This window comes from Mucilaginibacter aquaedulcis (assembly GCF_030409325.1).
GTDB lineage: Bacteria > Bacteroidota > Bacteroidia > Sphingobacteriales > Sphingobacteriaceae > Mucilaginibacter > Mucilaginibacter aquaedulcis.
Genome location: NZ_JAUFPR010000004.1, coordinates 761994 through 781439, shown reverse-complemented (window position 1 = coordinate 781439; position 19446 = coordinate 761994). Strand labels below are relative to the sequence as shown.

Annotated in this window: 20 protein-coding genes; 8 read left to right on the top strand and 12 right to left on the bottom strand. The window is 41.8% G+C overall.

Annotation, left to right across the window (positions count from 1 at the left end; genetic code table 11):
- Positions 1 to 16: 16 nt before the first annotated feature.
- Genes QWZ01_RS21760 through QWZ01_RS21745 form a run of 4 tightly spaced genes read left to right on the top strand, consistent with a single transcriptional unit; the run spans position 17 to position 4594 of the window.
- Positions 17 to 2278 carry a xanthine dehydrogenase family protein molybdopterin-binding subunit gene (locus tag QWZ01_RS21760; RefSeq protein WP_290327086.1) on the top strand — a complete coding sequence of 754 codons (2262 nt, stop codon included), beginning with the start codon at positions 17 to 19 and terminating at the stop codon, positions 2276 to 2278.
- A gap of 31 nt (positions 2279 to 2309) precedes the next feature.
- A complete protein-coding gene (locus QWZ01_RS21755; RefSeq protein ID WP_290327085.1) occupies positions 2310 to 2783 on the top strand; it encodes a (2Fe-2S)-binding protein in 474 nt (157 codons plus the stop codon).
- Positions 2780 to 3430 carry a hypothetical protein gene (locus tag QWZ01_RS21750; protein WP_290327083.1) on the top strand — a complete coding sequence of 217 codons (651 nt, stop codon included), beginning with the start codon at positions 2780 to 2782 and terminating at the stop codon, positions 3428 to 3430. Before QWZ01_RS21755 ends, QWZ01_RS21750 begins: the two co-directional genes overlap by 4 nt.
- 54 nt (positions 3431 to 3484) lie before the next feature.
- The gene (locus QWZ01_RS21745) at positions 3485 to 4594 is read left to right on the top strand and encodes an XdhC family protein (protein ID WP_290327081.1); all 1110 of its coding nucleotides are present in this window, start codon (positions 3485 to 3487) and stop codon (positions 4592 to 4594) included.
- 328 nt (positions 4595 to 4922) lie between these two features.
- Here QWZ01_RS21745 and QWZ01_RS21740 read toward each other — a convergent pair whose 3' ends face one another.
- Genes QWZ01_RS21740 through QWZ01_RS21730 form a run of 3 tightly spaced genes read right to left on the bottom strand, consistent with a single transcriptional unit; the run spans position 4923 to position 6369 of the window.
- A complete protein-coding gene (locus tag QWZ01_RS21740) occupies positions 4923 to 5846 on the bottom strand; it encodes a HipA domain-containing protein (RefSeq protein WP_290327079.1) in 924 nt (307 codons plus the stop codon).
- A 3-nt stretch (positions 5847 to 5849) separates the two neighbouring features.
- Complete coding sequence (locus tag QWZ01_RS21735) at positions 5850 to 6176, bottom strand: HipA N-terminal domain-containing protein (protein WP_290327077.1); 327 nt, start codon at positions 6174 to 6176, stop codon at positions 5850 to 5852.
- Positions 6166 to 6369 carry a helix-turn-helix transcriptional regulator gene (locus tag QWZ01_RS21730; RefSeq protein WP_090463249.1) on the bottom strand — a complete coding sequence of 68 codons (204 nt, stop codon included), beginning with the start codon at positions 6367 to 6369 and terminating at the stop codon, positions 6166 to 6168. The genes QWZ01_RS21735 and QWZ01_RS21730 overlap by 11 nt, the downstream gene beginning before the upstream one ends.
- 1360 nt (positions 6370 to 7729) lie before the next feature.
- Between QWZ01_RS21730 and QWZ01_RS21725 the strand changes: the two genes are divergently transcribed.
- The 3 genes from QWZ01_RS21725 (at position 7730) to QWZ01_RS21715 (ending at position 9825) form a co-directional block, all read left to right on the top strand.
- The gene (locus tag QWZ01_RS21725; protein ID WP_290327071.1) at positions 7730 to 8686 is read left to right on the top strand and encodes a helix-turn-helix domain-containing protein; all 957 of its coding nucleotides are present in this window, start codon (positions 7730 to 7732) and stop codon (positions 8684 to 8686) included.
- Between the two features lie 398 nt (positions 8687 to 9084).
- Positions 9085 to 9396, top strand: coding sequence for a hypothetical protein (locus QWZ01_RS21720; RefSeq protein WP_290327069.1), 312 nt, complete (start codon positions 9085 to 9087; stop codon positions 9394 to 9396).
- Between the two features lie 75 nt (positions 9397 to 9471).
- Positions 9472 to 9825, top strand: a complete 354-nt coding sequence (locus QWZ01_RS21715) for a hypothetical protein (RefSeq protein WP_290327067.1) — start codon at positions 9472 to 9474, stop codon at positions 9823 to 9825.
- A gap of 77 nt (positions 9826 to 9902) precedes the next feature.
- Here the strand turns inward: QWZ01_RS21715 and QWZ01_RS21710 are convergent, their stop codons facing one another.
- The 4 genes from QWZ01_RS21710 to QWZ01_RS21695 form a co-directional block, all read right to left on the bottom strand.
- Positions 9903 to 11201, bottom strand: a complete 1299-nt coding sequence (locus QWZ01_RS21710; protein WP_290327065.1) for a TlpA family protein disulfide reductase — start codon at positions 11199 to 11201, stop codon at positions 9903 to 9905.
- A gap of 24 nt (positions 11202 to 11225) precedes the next feature.
- Positions 11226 to 12602, bottom strand: coding sequence for a RagB/SusD family nutrient uptake outer membrane protein (locus QWZ01_RS21705; protein WP_290327063.1), 1377 nt, complete (start codon positions 12600 to 12602; stop codon positions 11226 to 11228).
- A 10-nt stretch (positions 12603 to 12612) separates the two neighbouring features.
- The gene (locus QWZ01_RS21700; RefSeq protein ID WP_290327061.1) at positions 12613 to 15648 is read right to left on the bottom strand and encodes a SusC/RagA family TonB-linked outer membrane protein; all 3036 of its coding nucleotides are present in this window, start codon (positions 15646 to 15648) and stop codon (positions 12613 to 12615) included.
- A gap of 119 nt (positions 15649 to 15767) precedes the next feature.
- Entirely contained in the window at positions 15768 to 16082 is a 315-nt protein-coding gene (locus tag QWZ01_RS21695) for a hypothetical protein (RefSeq protein ID WP_290327059.1), read from the bottom strand.
- 414 nt (positions 16083 to 16496) lie between these two features.
- Between QWZ01_RS21695 and QWZ01_RS21690 the strand changes: the two genes are divergently transcribed.
- Positions 16497 to 16760 (top strand): helix-turn-helix domain-containing protein, encoded by a 264-nt coding sequence (locus QWZ01_RS21690; RefSeq protein WP_290327056.1) that lies wholly within the window; start codon positions 16497 to 16499, stop codon positions 16758 to 16760.
- An 18-nt stretch (positions 16761 to 16778) separates the two neighbouring features.
- On the opposite strand, the gene QWZ01_RS21685 is transcribed toward QWZ01_RS21690, so the two are convergent.
- Genes QWZ01_RS21685 through QWZ01_RS21665 form a run of 5 tightly spaced genes read right to left on the bottom strand, consistent with a single transcriptional unit; the run spans position 16779 to position 19405 of the window.
- On the bottom strand, positions 16779 to 17729 hold the full coding sequence (locus tag QWZ01_RS21685) for a DUF5712 family protein (RefSeq protein ID WP_290327055.1): 951 nt from the start codon (positions 17727 to 17729) through the stop codon (positions 16779 to 16781).
- Between the two features lie 12 nt (positions 17730 to 17741).
- The gene (locus QWZ01_RS21680; RefSeq protein ID WP_290327053.1) at positions 17742 to 18329 is read right to left on the bottom strand and encodes a BfmA/BtgA family mobilization protein; all 588 of its coding nucleotides are present in this window, start codon (positions 18327 to 18329) and stop codon (positions 17742 to 17744) included.
- Positions 18316 to 18759 carry a hypothetical protein gene (locus tag QWZ01_RS21675; RefSeq protein WP_290327051.1) on the bottom strand — a complete coding sequence of 148 codons (444 nt, stop codon included), beginning with the start codon at positions 18757 to 18759 and terminating at the stop codon, positions 18316 to 18318. Before QWZ01_RS21675 ends, QWZ01_RS21680 begins: the two co-directional genes overlap by 14 nt.
- A 44-nt stretch (positions 18760 to 18803) precedes the next feature.
- Positions 18804 to 19142, bottom strand: coding sequence for a hypothetical protein (locus QWZ01_RS21670; protein WP_290327050.1), 339 nt, complete (start codon positions 19140 to 19142; stop codon positions 18804 to 18806).
- Complete coding sequence (locus QWZ01_RS21665; protein ID WP_290327048.1) at positions 19139 to 19405, bottom strand: helix-turn-helix domain-containing protein; 267 nt, start codon at positions 19403 to 19405, stop codon at positions 19139 to 19141. Before QWZ01_RS21665 ends, QWZ01_RS21670 begins: the two co-directional genes overlap by 4 nt.
- Positions 19406 to 19446 lie beyond the last annotated feature (41 nt).

Sequence of the window (19446 nt, the reverse complement as noted above, 5' to 3'; positions counted from 1 at the left end):
CCTAATTTCAATTATCATGGAAAAAACAAACACTGATTTTACCAGGCGCGCTTTTCTCAAAGCCTCTGCCATTGCAGGTGGTGGATTATTGCTTCATTTTAGTGGCCTTGCCAAGTCCGTGCTCGCGGAACGAGGTATTGATGCAGCATCCCCGGAATGGAATGAACTGACCGGCTACATCAAGATCACTTCAGATAATATCATTAAAATTATTTGCCCTAATCCGGAGTTTGGGCAAAACGTAATGACATCGCTGCCAATGGTCGTAGCTGAGGAACTGGATGTAGACTGGAAGAAAGTGATCGTTGAAATGGGCCCGCATGATAATACTAAACTTGGCCCGCAGTTTACAGGTGGAAGTAATTCCATGCGGATGTACTGGAAGCCTTTACGGCAGGCAGGAGCCTCTGCACGACAAATGCTGATGCAGGCCGCAGCCCAAAATTGGGCGGTGCCTGTTGAGGAATTAACAACAAAAGCTGGTGAAATCTATCACGTAAAAAGTAATAGAAAAGGTGTTTATGGCGACTTTGCGGCCAAGGCATCTGGCATTCCTGTGCCTAAGGATGTGAATCCAAAAAACGTTAAAGACTTTAACATTGTAAGGCATTCACAAAAAAATGTGGAGGGTACAAAAATCGTATCCGGAAAGCCACTTTTTGGCCTGGATTATAAACACGAGGGTATGCTGATCGCCATGCCCGTACATCCGCCCGCTTTTGGTTTAAAACTCAAATCTTTTGATGCGTCGCAGACATTAAAAATGCCGGGCATTAAAGATGTTTTCACCATTAAATTATATGAGGACGGCTTTGAACAGGGCGGTTTCGATACACGGACTTTTAACGTAATTCTTGCGGTGGTTGGCAAAACGACCTGGGAAGTGATGCAGGCCCGTAAAAAACTCGTTGTTGAATGGGAACCTGCCGGCGACGTTACCAATACCATGCAGGGCCGGGGCGGCGGAAAGCGGGAAGTTATTGTTCCGGGAGAGCTTGAAAGTACCGAGAAGCAAATGGAGAAAATGCGTGAGTACGCCAGCAAACCTGCCCAGTTATTGAGGAAAGATGGTGATCCGGAAACAGCTTTTAAAAATGCGGCTCAAATTCTTGAACGGACTTACAACGCACCCTTCCTGGCACATAACTGCATGGAGCCGATGAATTTCTTTGCCCATGTTACCGATGAAAAAGCGCTATTGGTAGGCCCTCTGCAAGCGCCAGGGTGGACCCAACCCACATTGGCAAAAGTGTTAAAACTCCCGGCCGATAAGATCGAGATACAAATGACGCGGATGGGCGGAGGGTTTGGTCGCCGGGCATACGGGCACTATTTGATCGAAGCAGCCCTGATTTCCAGGCAAGCGAAAGCTCCTGTTAAATTGATCTATAGCCGTGAAGATGACACAACCTATGGCATCTATCGCCCGATGTATACCGCTACTTACCGCGCCGCTTTAGACGAGAATAAGAACCTGATCGCTTTTCATGTCAAAGGCGGTGGGATACCGGAACATGCTATCGCTGCGAACCGTTTCCCGGCAGGAGCCATTGATCATTATTTGGCCGAAGGCTGGGAAATTCCTTCCAATATTACGATAGGCGCTTTCCGGGCTCCAAGGTCTAATTTCAATGCTGCCGCAGAACAATCATTCCTGGATGAATTAGCCGAAGCGATGGGTAAAGATCCCATTGAGATGAGATTGGAATTGTTGAAGCGAGCAAAAGAGAACCCTGTTGGTAAAAACAATGAGTATGATGTCGACCGGTATGCGGGTGTTTTGAAATTGGTTAAAGAAAAATCGGGATGGAACGGTGCGGAGCATAAAAAATACAGCCGTGGCGTTGCCGCCTATTTTTGCCATAACTCTTACGCGGCTCACGTGGTAGATATAACCATCAAGGACGGACAGCCTTACGTAGAAAGGGTAACCAGCGCCATCGACTGTGGTATTGTGATCAATCCGGATGCCGCAACCAATATGGTACAGGGGGCGGTGATAGACGGGATCGGCAATTCTCTTTATGGAGGATTAACGCATAAGGATGGTGTGGTTGCGCAAAATAATTTTCATTCCTACCGGATCATTCGTATGCATGAAGCACCTAAAAGCGTAGATGTCCACTTCGTTCAAAATGATATCGATCCAACAGGTTTGGGTGAGCCGCCATTTCCTCCTGTTTTTGGCGCGGTGGCCGGCGCGCTTTACAAAGCAACAGGAAAACGCTATTACCAGCAGCCCTTCACCTCGCCTCAACCGGTAATCCCTACAGTTTGATTAATAGATTTTTAACCGTAATTATCACGTTATGATCGCACTAAATATTAACAAGAAGATATACCATATTGATGCAGACCCGGAAACGCCTTTGCTTTGGGTACTCCGAGATCATGTTGGCCTCGTTGGAACCAAGTTCGGCTGCGGGGTAGCGCAGTGTGGTGCCTGCGTAGTACATTTGAATGGTGAAGCGGTACGTTCCTGTGTCACCAAGCTCAGCCGCGCTGTAGGTAAAAAGGTAGTCACCATAGAGGGGTTGTCTGAAAAGAACGATCATCCGCTTCAAAAGGCCTGGTTAGAACTGGACGTTTCACAATGCGGTTATTGCCAGGCCGGGCAGATCATGTCGGCTGCAGTCCTGCTTAAAGAAAACAAGAATCCAACAGACCAGGATATCAATGATGCTATGGCAGGTAATATTTGCCGGTGCGGCACTTATCTGCGTATCCGTGAGGCTATTCATTTAGCTTCAGAATTGCAAAGGAAAGGGGGTGGTAATTCATGAACAAACAGATATCAAACCGGCGGAATTACAGCAGTAATTTCCGGTTACTGATCGTAATAGGCCTGCTATGTGGCGGAATAGGCATAATGGCATTTACGATGAATAAGGACAATAGTCTGAAAGTAGTCAAAAGTAACTCATTGTCGCCGATTAAAAAGGACAGTGTTACTTCTGTAAAAGCTTTCCAGCAGGTATATACCGTTTTGATGAGTGCACGCTGTATGAATTGTCATCCATCGGGCAACGTTCCTCTGCAGGGGGATGACAGTCATCTACACACGATGTTGCCACAACGTGGTATTGATGGTAAAGGTGTTTACGCTATGAAATGCGCCAATTGTCACCAGCCTACAAATACAGCTGGTTTACATACGCCTCCGGGTAATCCAAACTGGCATTTGCCTCCTGCCAACATGCGAATGGTTTTCCAGGGGAGGACTCCGAGGCAACTGGCTAAACAATTGATCGACCCGAAACAGAATGGCCATAAGGATTTGAAAAAATTGATTGCTCATGCGGACGACGGCCTGGTGCTTGCAGGCTGGAATCCGGGCGAAGGCCGTACATTGCCGCCAATGAGCCATGCTGCATTCAAAAAGGCTTGGCTGACATGGTTAAATACAGGCGCATTTGCCCCCGCTAAATAAGATATATCAGAAGGGTTAATCAATTAATTGAATTATATCGATTTGGTGTAAGGCATGAAAGAACTTATAGATATTGTTGCTGCATACGAAAGAGCTGTTAACGAAAATAAAAAAACAGCTTTGGCTACCGTGGTGCTCGTTGAAGGTTCAGCTTACCGCAGGGCCGGTGCAAGAATGCTGATCACCGAAGATGGACAATTGACCGGTGCTATAAGCGGCGGTTGCCTGGAAGGAGATGCTTTGCGAAAAGCCCGGATGGTGATTATGCAACAGCAACCGATGTTGGTTACCTATGACACAATGGATGATGATGATGCCAAACTTGGTGTTGGCCTGGGCTGTAATGGCATTATCCATATTTTGATAGAGCCAATAATGAATGGCCGCGCCAACCCTATTGCTTTGCTTAAGGCTGCTATCAATTCTACAGGATATTCAGTGTTAGTCACTTTGTTCTCTACCGAAAACCGGAAAGCTCCGCAACCAGGTTCCACTTTATTTTTTTCAGATAGAAAAATACTTTCAAAAGGTATTGAGTCTACTCCATATAAAAATGAATTATTGGCAGATGTAGCGTATGTTTTAGCCCGTCAGCAATCAATCGTAACCGGCTACTTGGGTTACTCGGCATTTATCGAGTGCGTTAAACCGTTAATTTCCCTTGTCATCCTTGGAGCAGGGAACGATGCGATACCATTAACGAAAATGGCAGCTATTTTAGGTTGGAATACCACCATTATAGATGGTCGGCCAAATTATGCTAATTCAGATCGTTTCCCTTTAGTAAATAAGATCATCGTTGCTAAGCCGGAAAAAGTTTTAGAAATCGTAGATTTTAACGAATGGACTGCATTTGTTTTGATGACGCACAACTACAACTATGAATTAGCTTTTCTTCAAAATATTTTACCATTGCATCCATTATATATCGGCGTTTTAGGCCCGAAGAAAAAATTGGAACGGATGCTGAGTGAACTGGCGGATGCAGGGATTTTCATAACTGAAAGGGACCTGGAGGCGATCCACGGTCCGATAGGGTTGGACATCGGTTCAGAAACTTCCGAGGAAATTGCTTTAGCTATAGTGGCTGAGATTAAAGCCTTTTTTTCTGACAGGAACGGGCAACCATTAAAATACAAAAATTCAGTTATTCATAGTGCATAGCGTGGGGTTGATTTACTTGCTGTTGGGCATCAGGTCTTTTAGGCTTTCCCTAAGCTAAATCTTCTGTACAGGCTGTCCAGCTCGGAATGTGAAGGGCTTGCAGTTTGAGCGCTTGTGAACAACCGAGCCTTATTCAACGCTTAAGCAACAAAAGCGCTTAGCCGGATCAAATGTCAAGGGCGGGCCAACCGCTGGAAGCGGACACAGCGGCCCGCTTGTGTACCCTTGACGTTTGATTCCGGCGTGGGCTATCTTCGCGACTGCGGTGAATAAGGATTTTATTTTTTTCTCACCAGGAGGAAAATCCACAATGTATAACTGTGGCTTGTCAATTAAACAACCGTTGCTTTCTATTCCAAATTTCCAGGTATAATGTCTTTTTTTCGGGGCTCAGGAAAGATGCTTCAATCATCTTACCAACCTCCTTATTACCGGAGGAAAATTTGTTATACGTATTCCTAACGGCGGTTTCAGGTATATTCATGCTTCTTGCCAATACATCAAAATCAGATAATCCAATTCTTTTCTTTTTGCCGTTTATTGTCAGGGCCAGCTCTTCATCGTCCTGTGGATTAACAAGATTTACATTGAGCAGGTCATAGGCAGGACTTAAACTTACCCCCTCGTCCGTATATAGCACAGAGAAGTTCTTCAGGTGCATATCATTGTTGCCTGTCAAAAAAGAAAATAACACCAGTTCAAAATAAGTCAGCGCATCAAAACCAGTTTGAGTACAGTATTTCAGGATAAGCTTACCGATCTTTTCATACGAGCCCCTGTATTTATTTTCCGTTAAAAATTCAGAAAGCTGGCAGAAATCTTCCATGTGAACCTTATGGCCTTTCACCCGGTCAAATCTACGGGCAAGATAAACCAAACTGCCGTCTGATGCCTCCATTAAAGTATGATCGCAAGTTGGCATTTTAAACAGGCTTGCCAAATGCATAGTCAGATCTTCTGATTGCGGCATTTCTGGAAAACCAGGATGTTGTGGTTTAAGTATGTATTCTCCCCAAAGTCCTACTATAGTCAGAGGGTTGTGCTCCTTCGTCTTTTTCAGGGTAACAGAAAGCTTGGGCTGAACTCCGGTCACAGCGATCCTTTCGTTGATGGTCTGTTCGCCCAACGTTTTCAAAAGTTTATTATTCAATTCCAGCTCAGGTACCTTAGCCGTACCAAAAAAACGCTTTGAACATTTTTCATGAAAAGACGATGTACCTGCATCCTGATAACAAAACCAACAATTTGCCATAGCTTAATCTATTTCGGGAATAACCGTTACAGCTCCGATTGCATCCCTGCATGTTAATAGTAATAATTCAAACCGGTCATTGCTTTTGACCTTCCAGTGTGTTGTTGCCAAATCCAGTAGCCAACCTTCCGGGATCAAGCCATCGAAAAAAGCAAACAATACTTTACTTTCATATTTCTGGGTTGACAATGGCAGCGTTAAGCTTACCGGCTTTGCGTTCTTAGTCCCTAAATAATCAGCCTGGTAAGTAAATTCGTAACCATCATCAGTTTCCGCAAGTACACCAGCCAGCGTGTCCTGAAAATACACCAAACCTTTCCTACTCATCATTTTTTACTTTTAATACCACTCCGAGTTCTGCGCCAAATAACATCAACACCTGATTCACTTTATCCATCCGCAATGTTGGTTTTCCCTGTTCCATCTCACGAACGACCCTAAGTCCCACTCCCGCTTTAGATGCCAGGTCTTCCTGTGTGAGATTTAGTGATTTCCTTTTTTTCTTCAAATATTCTGACAACATATTTATACCCTTTCGGGTACAAATATAAATAAAGTTTATTAGCTAGACCCTATCGGGATTATATCTTCTATTAATATCATAATTATACCCTATCGGGATTATATTGCAAATTTGTGCTTGTTTTATACCCTATCGGGATTAGTGGTTAGGTTAAAAAAAATCCAATACTGGTAATCTAAGTACCAGTATTGGACGCTCTTTTACCATTCAGATTTTCAAATAACGGGGCCTGATGAATCAGCATCGCTACACACTTTTCCGTGACAAATCCTATAAGTTAAAGTTTTAAATTATTCGATAAACGTTTAGCATATCCTGAACGGATCGTTGAAATTTATGGTGTAAACGGAAAGTGTTTTTGTATTAATGTGTCCTGAATATTATAGGTATCAGGAGAGCGATTTTCCTGTAGGGTTTCTGTGAACACACAATATTCAGGTAGCCAATAATGGGATGATAAAAAGTGCAAAAATATTCGGCGAATAAGAAAGGCAATAAGTCAACCCAATTGTTAATTGTTAACGGATCAATTAACAATCGGTAATGTGGATTTTATCATTTGTTAAGTACGTTCTGAACCTTTGTTTATTGACAAAAAGACATCCATACTATAGCTTTAACCCGATGCGATAAAACTCAGGTTTTAGCTAAAAATTCCGAAAAAAGGGTAGGTAAAGCAACTTTATTTGTGATGTATATCAATCCATTTATTAAGGTAGAATGACCTTTTTTGTAATGTAGATCAACTCATTTTGTAATGTAATCGATTGATAAAAGATTTTCAGGAGCATAACTTTAATCTGATAAAATACGGTGTTAACGCTTTAGCTAAAAATTGCAAAGAAAAGGGTAGATAAGATAAGTGCACGATCATCTGAAATAAGGAAACAGATAAATAGGAGAAAATTAAAAGTGTACTTCGCCGGAAGATTCTCCCGACACATATCAGAATAAATGGTTCGGTTCTCATGAAACTGCTGTCATAGAGAGAAGAAATTTTTTACAGGGGTAAAGGGTAGTAACTATTTTTTACTTTTTTTCATCGCGATGAACCCAAAAAGAGCCGATTTATGCAATAATTGTTGGCGTTGAAGTGATAATCAGGCAAATTATTGGGTGTTTGCTCCCTTTTTCGCCCCCAAAAGTCACCACCCTTTTACCACTGTTTTCGCATTAAAAAAATGCATTTATTCAACCCGAAAAAAAATATTTACGCATGTCACACTTTTGAATATAAATAACGCCGAGATTAAGCAGCTTAATTAAATAAGCTATTGCAATATTAAAATTATCTATGATTAAACACATCTAAGGCAGACTCCTGATACAGATAGGAGGCAGCCAGATTTTTAGCAAGCCTATGAAGAACCCTATCATCTTATATTTTTCTTCTCCGGTTATTTCCCGGAGCCCCATTCGTCAAAAACCGCCAGGGTACAGTCGTTACCCGGTAAACTATACCGATGCCGAGCTGATCCGGCTGGAAGGAGGGACATTGCTCCGCCAGTATCATAGCCATTACTTGTTTTATATTGAACTGTATGAATTTAAACTGGACAAGGAATTATCCCTGAGTTACCAGGTGGATGAACCAGCCCTGTTCCTTTTTTTCATGCTGGAGGGGCACATTCGTTTTTCCACTCCCGATGGTACTCTCATTACCGAAGCAGACAAGGGTTCCTGCTATGCTACTTTCAACAAACCAGGCGAATACTTCGGTAACCTGCAGCCCGGGATTCACCGTATCTTTTACATTGCTCCAAGAATGGAGTGGCTGAAAAAAGATATCGGCCAATATCCCAAACTGAAAGCATTTGTTTTTGACCTCGATAACGGAAGTTCCTTATATGGACATATGCCCCGATGCCCGATAGCAGGACCGATCTACCGGACACTGCTCCAGTTATACGAGCTGAATGATCATAAGGTAACGGATATTGAAGCAGAGCTGCTCCGGTTCTTTAAACAATTGCTGGCCCAATACGAGGAGATGGTTTCGATCAAACTGGAACAGCCTGTCTACCGCGTTAAGGACTTCCTGGAAAAAAATTATACAGACTCCGAACTCAGCAACCAAACACTGATCCGTACTTTTCATATCACGGAGAAAACACTGATCGAAAATTTCAAAGAAGAATTTGGCACCACACCACACGCGTTCCTGATCAACCTCCGTTTACAAAAGGCAAAACAATTGTTTGCAGCGGGCCAGCTATCCACCAACGAAGTATATAGTTTAGTGGGATATAAGGATGTGCAAAGTTTTCGCATACAGTTCAAGAAATTTTTTGGATACCCGCCTTCTGATAGTCTTTAGGGCTTGTTGCATGCCCATTCTCTCTTTTTTCTCAAAAACAGGCATAAAAAAACTTACCTCCTTTAGTGTTTTTCCATCCTCATTATCTCTGTTTTTTTATGCTTTTGGGGAAACCAGATACCGAGATTTACTAAACGCAACGATCAATACTGTTGCAAAGATGTGTGATGGAAGTACCGGGAGCCGAGCCGCCATTTCCTGGCGGTAGAGCATCAGCAACATGATAGCAGCCCCTAAAGTAAAAACTATCAGTGGGATATCCGGCCGGTACTGTTAAGATGGCACCGGATGCTGATGCATGGAACGCGGGTACAGCGATAAAGTGCACAAACCCAGGATAGGTGACGCCAAGGCTGCGCCGCTGGTGTTAAGTTGATTAACAAGAAAAAATGTAGAGGATGAAAACGTTTGATGCAGCAACAATCAGGGACATGGCAGAGGATTATAACTCAAAGGTCATGCTGGCCGCTATGGCAGCGCTTTGCATCCATTTTATCCAGAGGTACATGGCAGCATGTCTGTGGTTTTATACCATCAACATCCGGCCTCTTTTTAATCATGCTTACGTCCGAAAGAGAATTACCCACACCAGTGTTCACGACCGTAAAGATGCATTATTTACGAAAAACCCGAATAGCCGTGCCGGGCTATTCGGGCAAATGGAAACAGCAGCACCCAGGGCGCAAAAGTTTCCGGTGAGGCCTGCCTAAAGGCAAAACGTCACATAACTATACGAATATAAAGTTTTTGGAGCCCTTTTTTGCTATTATAAAAAGTTCATTCCTGTGAAAAAAATCACATTAAAAAATAAAAAAGTATGGCTGGGAGCTATGCTTTCATTCGCCTTCGTGGCAATTATAGGCGTAGCTTTTGCCTTTAAACCGGACGTGAAAAAAACAGTTCCGGTTAATACAACCAAGGCGGCAGCCCTGTATTGGTATCATGTGAATCCGAGCACCAATGAAACAATTGCGGCCTACTCTTACAACGACACAAAAGCAAATGTTATTAATACCCAAAGTTGTAAGGACAATGCAAATCAGCCAATTTGTTTGTTTGGGTCCACAAACGCTTCATTACCGGTAGGCACCGATGTAGGGACGCCGGCTCCCGATAACAGGATACTGGAAAAGAATTAAGATACAGTTTCCGGTATATTTTACTGACAACGGAATTGGCCTATTGCCAATTCCGTTGTTTTTTTAGTCGCAAAACCTCAATTTTCTTTTAGAGAAAGAACGGTTAAATCAACATCTTTTTCAACCAGATCAAGGTCATAAACTTTTAAGGCATTACGCAGATTTGCTAAAACAATCCCGTCTAATACGTCTGCTTTGAATTGAATATCGATATTGCCATTGTAACCCGTTTGATCTACAAAAGGTTTTTTGAGCCCGTATTCTATCAACCCTGTCAGCCTTTTCGAGAATTTGCTGAATGGCTGATTGATTAAAGAACGCGTTGGGCCATAGTCTTTACCTATCCTGTCTGCGTTGAAAAACGAATCAATGGGTTTATGCCCCTGTGTTTTTATTTTATCTGTATTACTTGTTCTGACCAGAACAAGGCATCTTACCGGTCTTTTTTCAATCCCGGCGTTTAAGTGAAAAGCGCGGTTTAAATCTTCCTTCATTAATTCATAAACATGGTAGGGTTTGTCATTGGGAATAGAAGATTGGTACCAATAAATATTATCCCTCAACCATACCTGTTTATCATAATCGTTTAGATTTTTAGGCTCAAAGTATTTAGTGGAATCTTTGGTTTGAATAACCGTTCTGCCTGGTCTGAAAAACCCATACTTCCCGTTTGTTAATCCTTCCCATGCCCTTTGATACAAAAACATAACGGTTCCGCCTTCTGAAAGACTCTGACCAATTTCGGATGTCCCTAATTTAACGCCTAAATCTCTGCCCCTATAAATGTAGGAGGAATATAACATGTCGTTGCTCCAACGCTTGTCAAACAATGATTCAACGTAATTATTCTTTACAGCTTCGGGGACTTTCATCGTTTTATTGGAAAGAACGGCCTCAATATGGGATTGTGTAATTGGCACATCATCCAATAGCATCTTTCCATCTTTTCCTATCCAAACTATGTAAGGATTACCCTGGTGAGGAAAAATCTTTTGCAGTATGGTATCGCCCGTTATAAACGGCAAGGAAGGCAGGTAAACTTTTGAATGGCTTTTGAAAAACCGCCCGATAGAATCCCTGTCCAAAGGATTAACCGGAATTATCCGAATTTCATTACCAAACATTTTCTGCAGAGAATCAAGTTTTGGAAATTCCTCAATGCATGGAATGCAGAACACACCCCAAAAATCCAGTATGACCAGCTTACCGCGCAAGTCCGATAATTTGATTTCTGTATTGCGGTTAAATATGTTTTTGAATGTAAGATCGGGCAATTCGTCACCTACTGTTAACGGTTTATTTTGTGCTTTCAGACGGGTGTTATTTAATAAAACGATCAGGGTTACTAAGTGTAACAGGACAATTGACTTTCTCATGGTGTTGAACTTTGGCAGATGCTATTAATAACCGGTGTTTTGTGTCAGTTTAACATTGTAGGTTAGCTGATCTAAAGGAAGGGGAAATAAGGCTGCATAAGGTTTCCAGTCAGGTTTTTCAGTCCCAAGAACGCTATCTATGGTTCCCCATCTTTTCAAATCAAACCAGCGGTTACCCCACTCTGTAAAAAGCTCTAAACGCCTTTCCTTTTGTATCGCCAATACGCAATCTGCCTGTGACATGGAAGTGGGATAGGCGGACAAGCCAGCCCTGGTATGAATCATATTCAAATCATTAACAGCTCCTGGCAAATTGGTATTTTGCTGTGCTCTTGCTTCTGCGCGGATTAAATATTGTTCAGCAAGCCTGAAAACCACATTGTATTCAGTAATAGAAGTTGTGCTGCTATTTTTAAATTTATTGGGATAATAATAAGTCGCACCGCCTATAATGTTGCTACCCAGCCAAGCGGTTTTGCGCTTATCATTGGCATCAAACAAATTGAGTAAATAGGAATTTATTGCAAATGTTGGTTCCACATCAGATGATTCGGGAACAAAAGCGCTTGCTTCAGCAGAGTTTGCGGCATTATTTGCCGGTGCTATCTCCCAAATGGTTTCCCCGCTATTGATCAGGAAAACAGCATTTAGATCAGGTAGAATACTATAAGCATTGGAATTGATGACTGCTGAAGACTGCGCTTCCGCATTAGCCCAATCTTTTTTAAATAAGTATATCCTTGCCAGTAATGCGGTGGCCGTTAGTTTATTGGGCCTTAGCTTACCCGTGCTTGGATATGTATTAGTAAGCAGCCCCTGTGCATCGGTCAGGTCAATAATCATTTGCTGATAAACCTGTGAAACCGGCGTTCCTCCGGCAATAGCATTTTGCGCATAATCAGGAGATGTAATCAGTGGAACATCACCATAAAGGTTAACTAAATAAAAGTATATCAGTGCCCTGACAACTTTCATTTCCCCTTTTAACTGATCCTTAACTGAAGAAGTAAGGCCGTTGCTTTTATCCAGTCCCTGCAGAATGGCATTAGTGCGGTATATGGTGTTATAGGCCGCAGACCAGAAATCACTGATATTCCCATCGTTTGACAGGATATTATTATTGTAATATGGATCGTAGGTTGAGTTTGATGAGGTATTGTAGATCTCATCAGCAGTAAGCCCCGCGTAAATACCAATACCACCATTGGCAAAAGAAGGGCTGCCTGACCGCATCTGCACATAAACACCGCTTACCGCAGAAAGGGCGGTATTGTCATTTGAAAAAATTGCATCTGTAGCTATTAACTGTGGTGAGGGAGCAATGTCGACAAACTTTTTACAGGCTGATAAATTCATGCCCAGCAATAAAATGAGCAGCAGCTTTTTATATAGGATTTTCATGTTGTAATGTTTAAAGGGTTAGTTGAATACCTGCGGTAACTGTTCTTAATGGAGGAAGTACAAAAAGGCTTTGGTTTTCAGGGTCGGCACCAATGTAATTGGTCATTGTTAAAAGATTCTGTCCCTGTAAATAAACCCTGCAATTAGCTACATGCAGTTTTTTCAGTAGTTGTTGCGGAATACTATAAGACAGCGATACGTTTTTAAGGCGTATATAAGATGCATCTGAATAGACTGCATTTGAACTTCGCAGGTAAAGATTGGAAGCTGTTAAAGCAGGGCCGCCTGCACTGGTAAACTTTTGTATGTCGGCAATATCTCCGGGATTTTGCCAGCGGGATAAGACAATTACAGGTTGATTATAATACTTGTATCCCGGAACGGTTCCGGCAAGGTTCGACAGGTAATTAACGCCGGTTTGTTTTTTAAACTCGAAAAATATATCCAGCTGAAAATTTTGATAACTTACACTGTTCTGAAATCCACCATAAAACTTAGGGTCGGTATTAACAAGTGTGTTCCTGTCAGCCTGGTTATACTTTCCATCATTATTAACATCCTGGAACTGATAAACGCCGGTTTGCGGATCAACACCTAAATAGTGATAAACCAACCTGCTCGATACGGACTGGCCAATAATATAGGTACCGGCATAGGTTGAACTTTCCAATCCAGGAAATGCAAGTAGCTGATTTTTAGGTATGGTTAAATTAAATGAGCTATTCCAGGTAAAGGCGTGTGAACTGATGTTTTTACTGCTTAACTGAAACTCCCAGCCTTTATTGACAACAGTGGCATTGAGATTCTCTAATATGGATGTAAAACCGGTTTGTGTCGGTAAAGTATAGTTAACAAGCTGGTTCTTTGAAAGCGATCTGAAATAAGCGGCAGACAATAATATCCGGTTATTTAAAAAAACTAAATCCAATGCAAGCTCAGCCTTTTTATTTTTCTCCCACTGAAAAGACGGATTATACAGCGAAGTCGGATTTAAACTGCTGACACTTTGATAGGTGTCCGACACCGGTGTCCAGGTATCCAGGAATTGATAATCGCCGATCTGATCATTACCTGTAATACCATAGCTTCCCCTGAGTTTCCCGAAACTGACGATGTTACTAAGTGTGCTTTTTATAAATTTTTCTTCTGAAAAAATCCAAGCGGCTCCTAACGCTGCAAAATTGCTGAACCTGCTTTGTGGACCAAATCTGCTCGAACCATCTCTTCTGCCACTTATATTTACGATATATTTATCCTGTAAATTATAATTGATTCTCCCATAGACCCCTTCATACCGGTACTGGCTGTAACTATTATTGCTCTGTATAGTACCTGCCGCTGTTATGGAATTTAACAGCAGATCATTATTGTAATTTGTGGCGGCTACGGTCAGGCCGTTGCTGGATTGATCCTGCCATGTCCCCCCGATCAGGACATCCAATTTTCCAATACCGACTGTTTTTATGTACTGGGCATGCGGCTCAATTATCCAGCTTTGGAATGTCCGGGTTGCAAAATTACTGTAAGGTAGCTGCAACGAATAGGGATTAATAGATGTACTTGGAAAAGTAGCGACCTCATTGCTGTTTATGGCATTATACCCCATGCTTACTTTTAGAAGAAGATCAGGTATGATATGATATCCGATCAGTAAATTGCTATTCAGGTTGTTAAACTTTCCTGCATAAGTTTGATACTGAAAAGCGAGTGGGTTGGGGTTCAGGATACCGAGACTTGAATAGGCTTTGCCCCCTTCTGCCCAGTTTAACTTCCCGTCAGGCGTGTACAATTGCAGCATCGGGTTTGAGTTGATATAGCTGCTCAGGTCCGTCGTTGTGAGATTGTTTTTATTTGTGGCATAAGTTGCGGTGAAGGCAATGTTCAATTTATTATCAGTTGAGTGATGATTTAGGCTCAAGTGAAGAGAGCCGTGTGTATCGCCCAAATCAGTTGGGAAAACGGTTGTTTCATGATGATAGCCCCCTCCGATAATAAATTGTGTATTAACATTCCCTCCTGATAAGGAAAGCTGTGCATCAGTCGTATGAGCATTACCTCCGATCAATAGTTTTTTAAAGTCTGTATACCTCGTGGTATCCCAAAGCAGTATGTCAGGCGCATTGGTTGTCGTTGGTGTAAGTCCGCTATTTTTAAACCCTTCCCGCCGCATTTGCAAATACTGCTGCGTATTCAGCATGTCCATTGTTCGTGACACTTTGCTCGCACCGGAATAGGTGTTGAAGTTCACTTTAACAGATCCAGGTTTACCTTTTTTGGTGGTTATTAAGATTACTCCGTTAGCACCCCTGCTGCCGTAGATAGCCGTTGCATCGGCATCTTTCAATACCTCGATACTTTCTATATCAGCAGGATTAATTAATTGGAAAGGGCTCATACCAGTGCCGTTTGAAGAAGAACCGGCAGCAGATGAAATCTGGTTTAAAGCAGAATTACCGGTTACAAATGGAACACCGTCAACAATGTAAAAAGGTTCTGAACCCTGTAAAAGGGAGCTTTGTCCGCGAATCTGAACCTTAAATCCTGCTCCGCTAACGCCGCTGCTTTGCGTGACAGATAATCCGGGTACGCGTCCTTCCAATGCGGCCAAGGGGTTGGATACAGGTTGTTTTTCAATATCGGCCGCCTTGACAGAAGATACATCACCTGTGCTTAGTCTTTTGGTTGTGGTTCCATAGGCAATTATTTGTACTTCATCCAATGCTCCTGTATTGTTCTTTAAACGGACGGTGAATTGTTGCTTTTGAAGTTCGAATAGGCGTATTTCTATTTGCTGATAGCCTACAAAACTAATTAGGAGAATGTCATTTGTAGAAACCGGTCCGATAGTATAAGTTCCGTCTGCTGCTGTATTTACAGCAACAGCTCTTCCTTTTAATTTGACAGTTGCTCCGGGAAGCGGGGTGCCCTGTTCATCGGTGACTTTTCCGGTGATAATTTGACCTGGTGGTTTGTTTATGATTTGTCCTGCCGCCCTGAAAAAAAGGCAAAGCGCGGCCAACACTATAAAAAGTATAGTTTTTTTCATGAAATTCTTTAGTTGAGTTGATTAAAAGATTAGTCAGGTAAGACTATGAAAAGGAAAACGGCAACCCGAAATTGACTATTAACTATTAAGCTGATCTTAGGTTGCCGTTTTTAAAAGCCTCACTCAGGAGAGCAGATAATATTCTTGATTGGGTTTTGCAGCGGATAAAAAATTACCGTTCCTAAGAACGGCGTAACAAAGGGCAATGTTGGAGACAAGCCAATTAATTCATTATCAACCCTCTTTCCTTGTGAAAGTAAATGCTTTTTATTAAAATGGAAAATACCTGGGGAGGGGTTAAATTGCAGTTTAAGAAGGTTTATTAAACGCCTTTGAAAGGGCAACAATATATCAGAGACATAGCCATTCTTTACTCGTCTGGGAAAGATTTCGATTCTAAAAAAGGATGTAGTTTTGGTTTGATTTTTACTCATAAACATTCAATTTTATGAGTCTCTATTGCAGATTAAAATACAATAGGGAGGACCCTATCTTCCGCTATTCGCAAGGTACTACCACTAGAACCAGACCATAACTTTCGATAGAGCCCATCCCTAAAGATTGCACAAATATATGCACAATTCCAAGAATGGGCTTTACTCTATCTTCCCGTGGTCGTTAAAAGTGGTAGTTTTTGCGACGAGACTCCTGAATAAACCCAGACACAATCAGTGTCAATATTTTGTTATTATTTTAAATCATTTAAAAGCTTTATTTAGTGAATAGGCGCTTAATGTAGTTTATTTATCAACAAATATAGATAATTATTCGCCATTTGGCAATGATTTTTCTATTGTTTTTTTTCATCTGTACTTTTAATGTAATCTACATTTAAGAATACAGGCTCATTGGAAAAAGAAACATTAACTCTATTAGGATTATACTTGTCTCGGAAACCTTTAAGTCAAGCCAAACTCGCAAGACGTACGGGAATATCAAAAGACAGGATCAGCAAACTTCATGTAGATATTAAATCACGACCAACAGCCGAAGAAATCTATTTAATAGCATTGGCTGTTGACGTGCCCTATACAGAAATAATGGACTTTCTTTGTAAGGATTTGAAACTACGTCCCGAGGATGAGTGGGATAAGAAATCAAAAAAAGATTAAGGTAAAATTATTTGACTATTATCGTGTATTGGTCCTTGCCTGCCTTTTCCTATGGCGATTTCTCCCATGTATAGCCTCGTCATCCACATCATCCTTGATGTCGATATGGATAGGACTGATAAAGTCGTCAAAAGATTGGTCTATAGTGGTATAATATGGATGAATGCCGGCTGATAATTCCATGTCGGACCGATCTTCGTTAAGGACGGTGCTTAAGTATGCGGCTTCTTCTTTCTGATTTTGGGTCTCCATCTGCACCCGCTCTGCCAGGCTGCCGTTTTTTTGGACATTTGCATAAGCCATTGTATCTTTAAGTTGTCTGTCAAACTCGAATAATTCGTCAAACAGTGTTTCTCCACACTGTTTAAAAGCCACCCGATCAAACTGCCCCATCTTTTTAGAATGATCTTCATTCTTTCCTCTTGATGTATTCATCGGGCTAAGCTTGATTTTGTTGGTTGCATCTTTTCTGCTGACAATGACCTGCACATGCATCTGCTCGCCCTCCTTATAATCTCCCCGTTTTTTAATACCCTGTTTAACCTCTGGATCATTGTGGGTGTAATAACGGTAGTTTTCCAGCTTCCCAAACCAGATCAGATCTTCGTGGCTGTTAATACCATCCCGTTTAAAATTCTGTGCGTAGGCATCCATTACCCTAACAGCAAACCCTTTCATCTGGGCTTTGGCACCATCCTCGCCGTATTGTTCCTTTAAAAAGGCGATCTCCTTTTGACTGGGGCTGATATTAAGCAGGAAGAATTTCGCATCGTCCTTACCTAACTTAGCGATATTGTTATCTATTGTCCGCATAGCCACGTATGGATCTATTCTGACATGTAGCCCATTGAACCAATACTCGGGTTCATCCTTATTATATATCCGGTTCTCTTTTTCCAGGTAATGAACCAATCCGCTGCTGCTGCCCTTGTTAGCCGCTTCTTTACTGTCGGTAATATTTATAAACATAAAGTTGATTCGTTATAATAACCTGATCTGCTCTTTCGTAATAGCGATCAGTTCATCTTTTTCCCTGCCCGATGTCATCATGCCAAAAGCCTCCCTGGATCTGATATAACCATCCAGGATAAACAAGAACTGTTCTTTCAGCGTTTCCTTACTTTTCATAACCTTCAAGATCGCATCCATTACGCGGGCTACTTCTCCGAACGCCTTGGCATGGTTTTGCAGGTTATTTAACACATCCACATTATGCTTCAGCACTTCGGAATTAAAGCGGTCGATGATCTTTCCCTGTGATTGGGAAACCCTATCCATTTCTGTTTTGAGGGGAATGAGCAGCATAGTTTCCTGTGCCTTAATAAAACCGATGTACTGCTGGTGGTTCTTCATCAGCGCATTTTTTAAGAGTTCATCATTCAGGTCCATAGGATCTTTCTTGCTTTTATAAAAATAATCGACCATCTGAATAAAAACCTGGCGCTTTGTCCGCCCCAGTTTAAGGGCGATCTTTTCAAACTTCTGGTCCACCACAATGGGGTATCGTACTGATCTTACATTAATATCTTCCATCGCTATCTTCCATCGCTTCATTTCATTTGTTGGCATAAGGCTGTACAGACCTATATGCCTTTATATATCTATACAGGATACTGCCAAGTATCCTGTTTTCTTCTTCTTTGCAGGTAAAAACGCGGTAAAGTATCCCCGGAGGATACGCAAAACCCCATTTGCAGCGCAAATGGCAAGCAAAGTAGGGCTCTGCCCAACTTCCGCTTGCTCCTTTTCTTCCAAGAAGAAAAGGACGCTTTGACTGTCGCACACTCCAAATCGCTGCTACAGGAAAGTTGATAGAGTTATTGCTGCTAAACTTCAAAAACGGACTTGAACAATTACTCTGCATAAAATTATTTGATTTGCGCATACAGGTTATTGCATTAGAGATGTCTTCGTTTTTAAAGTCTCTTGGAAATAGCGTTTCGCTATTGGGAGCGAAGTATTCGTTGTGTGGGTTCATTTCGTATATGATTATCAACATATCTAACGATCTTTAGATCATGTGAACAACTGATCTTGCTATCCTTAGATCAAGTGATCAGTCGATCTATTATCATGCTTATCTTCTGGCCACTCAACCAGGCTGCCTTTTACAGGGTGATAAGATGGGTAATAACAGATGTACCCAAACGTTTCCAGTTCCTTTATACATTTATGATAGGTAGCGGTGGATGCGATTCGGCTATATGACATTAGCAACTGTCGGCTAACCGGAAACGGGTTACTATACCCACTCCGTTGCCAGCAGACAAACAAAGCTGCATACATGCTTACGTGGGTAGCGAGCAGATGCGGATTCTTACCCATTTGCCTTACTCGCTCGGCATAGGCAGCCATTTCTTTTGTTTTAACTATTGGTTTCAATGTTTACCCCCTTCCAGTACTTTATGAATATCTTCCAGTTTGTAATACATCATACCGCCAATCTTGGTATAACTAAGCGTACCATTGATACGCAGGTTTTGTAAAGTACCCGGTGAAATGTTTAATAGCTTTCTCACATCTTTGCTTTTTAACCATTGCTTGCTCTGTCCCTTTCCCGGCTGAAGAATAAGCTCTATTTTTTCCAGGAGTTTATTCCCAAATACTTCCAGATCCTCTTTTGTAACTAATTCATTTGATGTCATTGTATTAAATTAATAGTAATCATATGTCTCGCCACCCGCTA

Excerpts from the sequence above, each read along its gene's own strand:
- QWZ01_RS21760 (WP_290327086.1), top strand. The coding sequence starts at position 17 with ATGGAAAAAACAAACACTGATTTTACCAGGCGCGCTTTTCTCAAAGCC.
- QWZ01_RS21755 (WP_290327085.1), top strand. The coding sequence starts at position 2,310 with ATGATCGCACTAAATATTAACAAGAAGATATACCATATTGATGCAGAC.
- QWZ01_RS21750 (WP_290327083.1), top strand. The coding sequence starts at position 2,780 with ATGAACAAACAGATATCAAACCGGCGGAATTACAGCAGTAATTTCCGG.
- QWZ01_RS21745 (WP_290327081.1), top strand. The coding sequence starts at position 3,485 with ATGAAAGAACTTATAGATATTGTTGCTGCATACGAAAGAGCTGTTAAC.
- QWZ01_RS21740 (WP_290327079.1), bottom strand. The coding sequence starts at position 5,846 with ATGGCAAATTGTTGGTTTTGTTATCAGGATGCAGGTACATCGTCTTTT.
- QWZ01_RS21735 (WP_290327077.1), bottom strand. The coding sequence starts at position 6,176 with ATGATGAGTAGGAAAGGTTTGGTGTATTTTCAGGACACGCTGGCTGGT.
- QWZ01_RS21730 (WP_090463249.1), bottom strand. The coding sequence starts at position 6,369 with ATGTTGTCAGAATATTTGAAGAAAAAAAGGAAATCACTAAATCTCACA.
- QWZ01_RS21725 (WP_290327071.1), top strand. The coding sequence starts at position 7,730 with ATGAAGAACCCTATCATCTTATATTTTTCTTCTCCGGTTATTTCCCGG.
- QWZ01_RS21720 (WP_290327069.1), top strand. The coding sequence starts at position 9,085 with ATGAAAACGTTTGATGCAGCAACAATCAGGGACATGGCAGAGGATTAT.
- QWZ01_RS21710 (WP_290327065.1), bottom strand. The coding sequence starts at position 11,201 with ATGAGAAAGTCAATTGTCCTGTTACACTTAGTAACCCTGATCGTTTTA.
- QWZ01_RS21705 (WP_290327063.1), bottom strand. The coding sequence starts at position 12,602 with ATGAAAATCCTATATAAAAAGCTGCTGCTCATTTTATTGCTGGGCATG.
- QWZ01_RS21700 (WP_290327061.1), bottom strand. The coding sequence starts at position 15,648 with ATGAAAAAAACTATACTTTTTATAGTGTTGGCCGCGCTTTGCCTTTTT.
- QWZ01_RS21695 (WP_290327059.1), bottom strand. The coding sequence starts at position 16,082 with ATGAGTAAAAATCAAACCAAAACTACATCCTTTTTTAGAATCGAAATC.
- QWZ01_RS21685 (WP_290327055.1), bottom strand. The coding sequence starts at position 17,729 with ATGTTTATAAATATTACCGACAGTAAAGAAGCGGCTAACAAGGGCAGC.
- QWZ01_RS21680 (WP_290327053.1), bottom strand. The coding sequence starts at position 18,329 with ATGCCAACAAATGAAATGAAGCGATGGAAGATAGCGATGGAAGATATT.
- QWZ01_RS21675 (WP_290327051.1), bottom strand. The coding sequence starts at position 18,759 with ATGTTGATAATCATATACGAAATGAACCCACACAACGAATACTTCGCT.
- QWZ01_RS21665 (WP_290327048.1), bottom strand. The coding sequence starts at position 19,405 with ATGACATCAAATGAATTAGTTACAAAAGAGGATCTGGAAGTATTTGGG.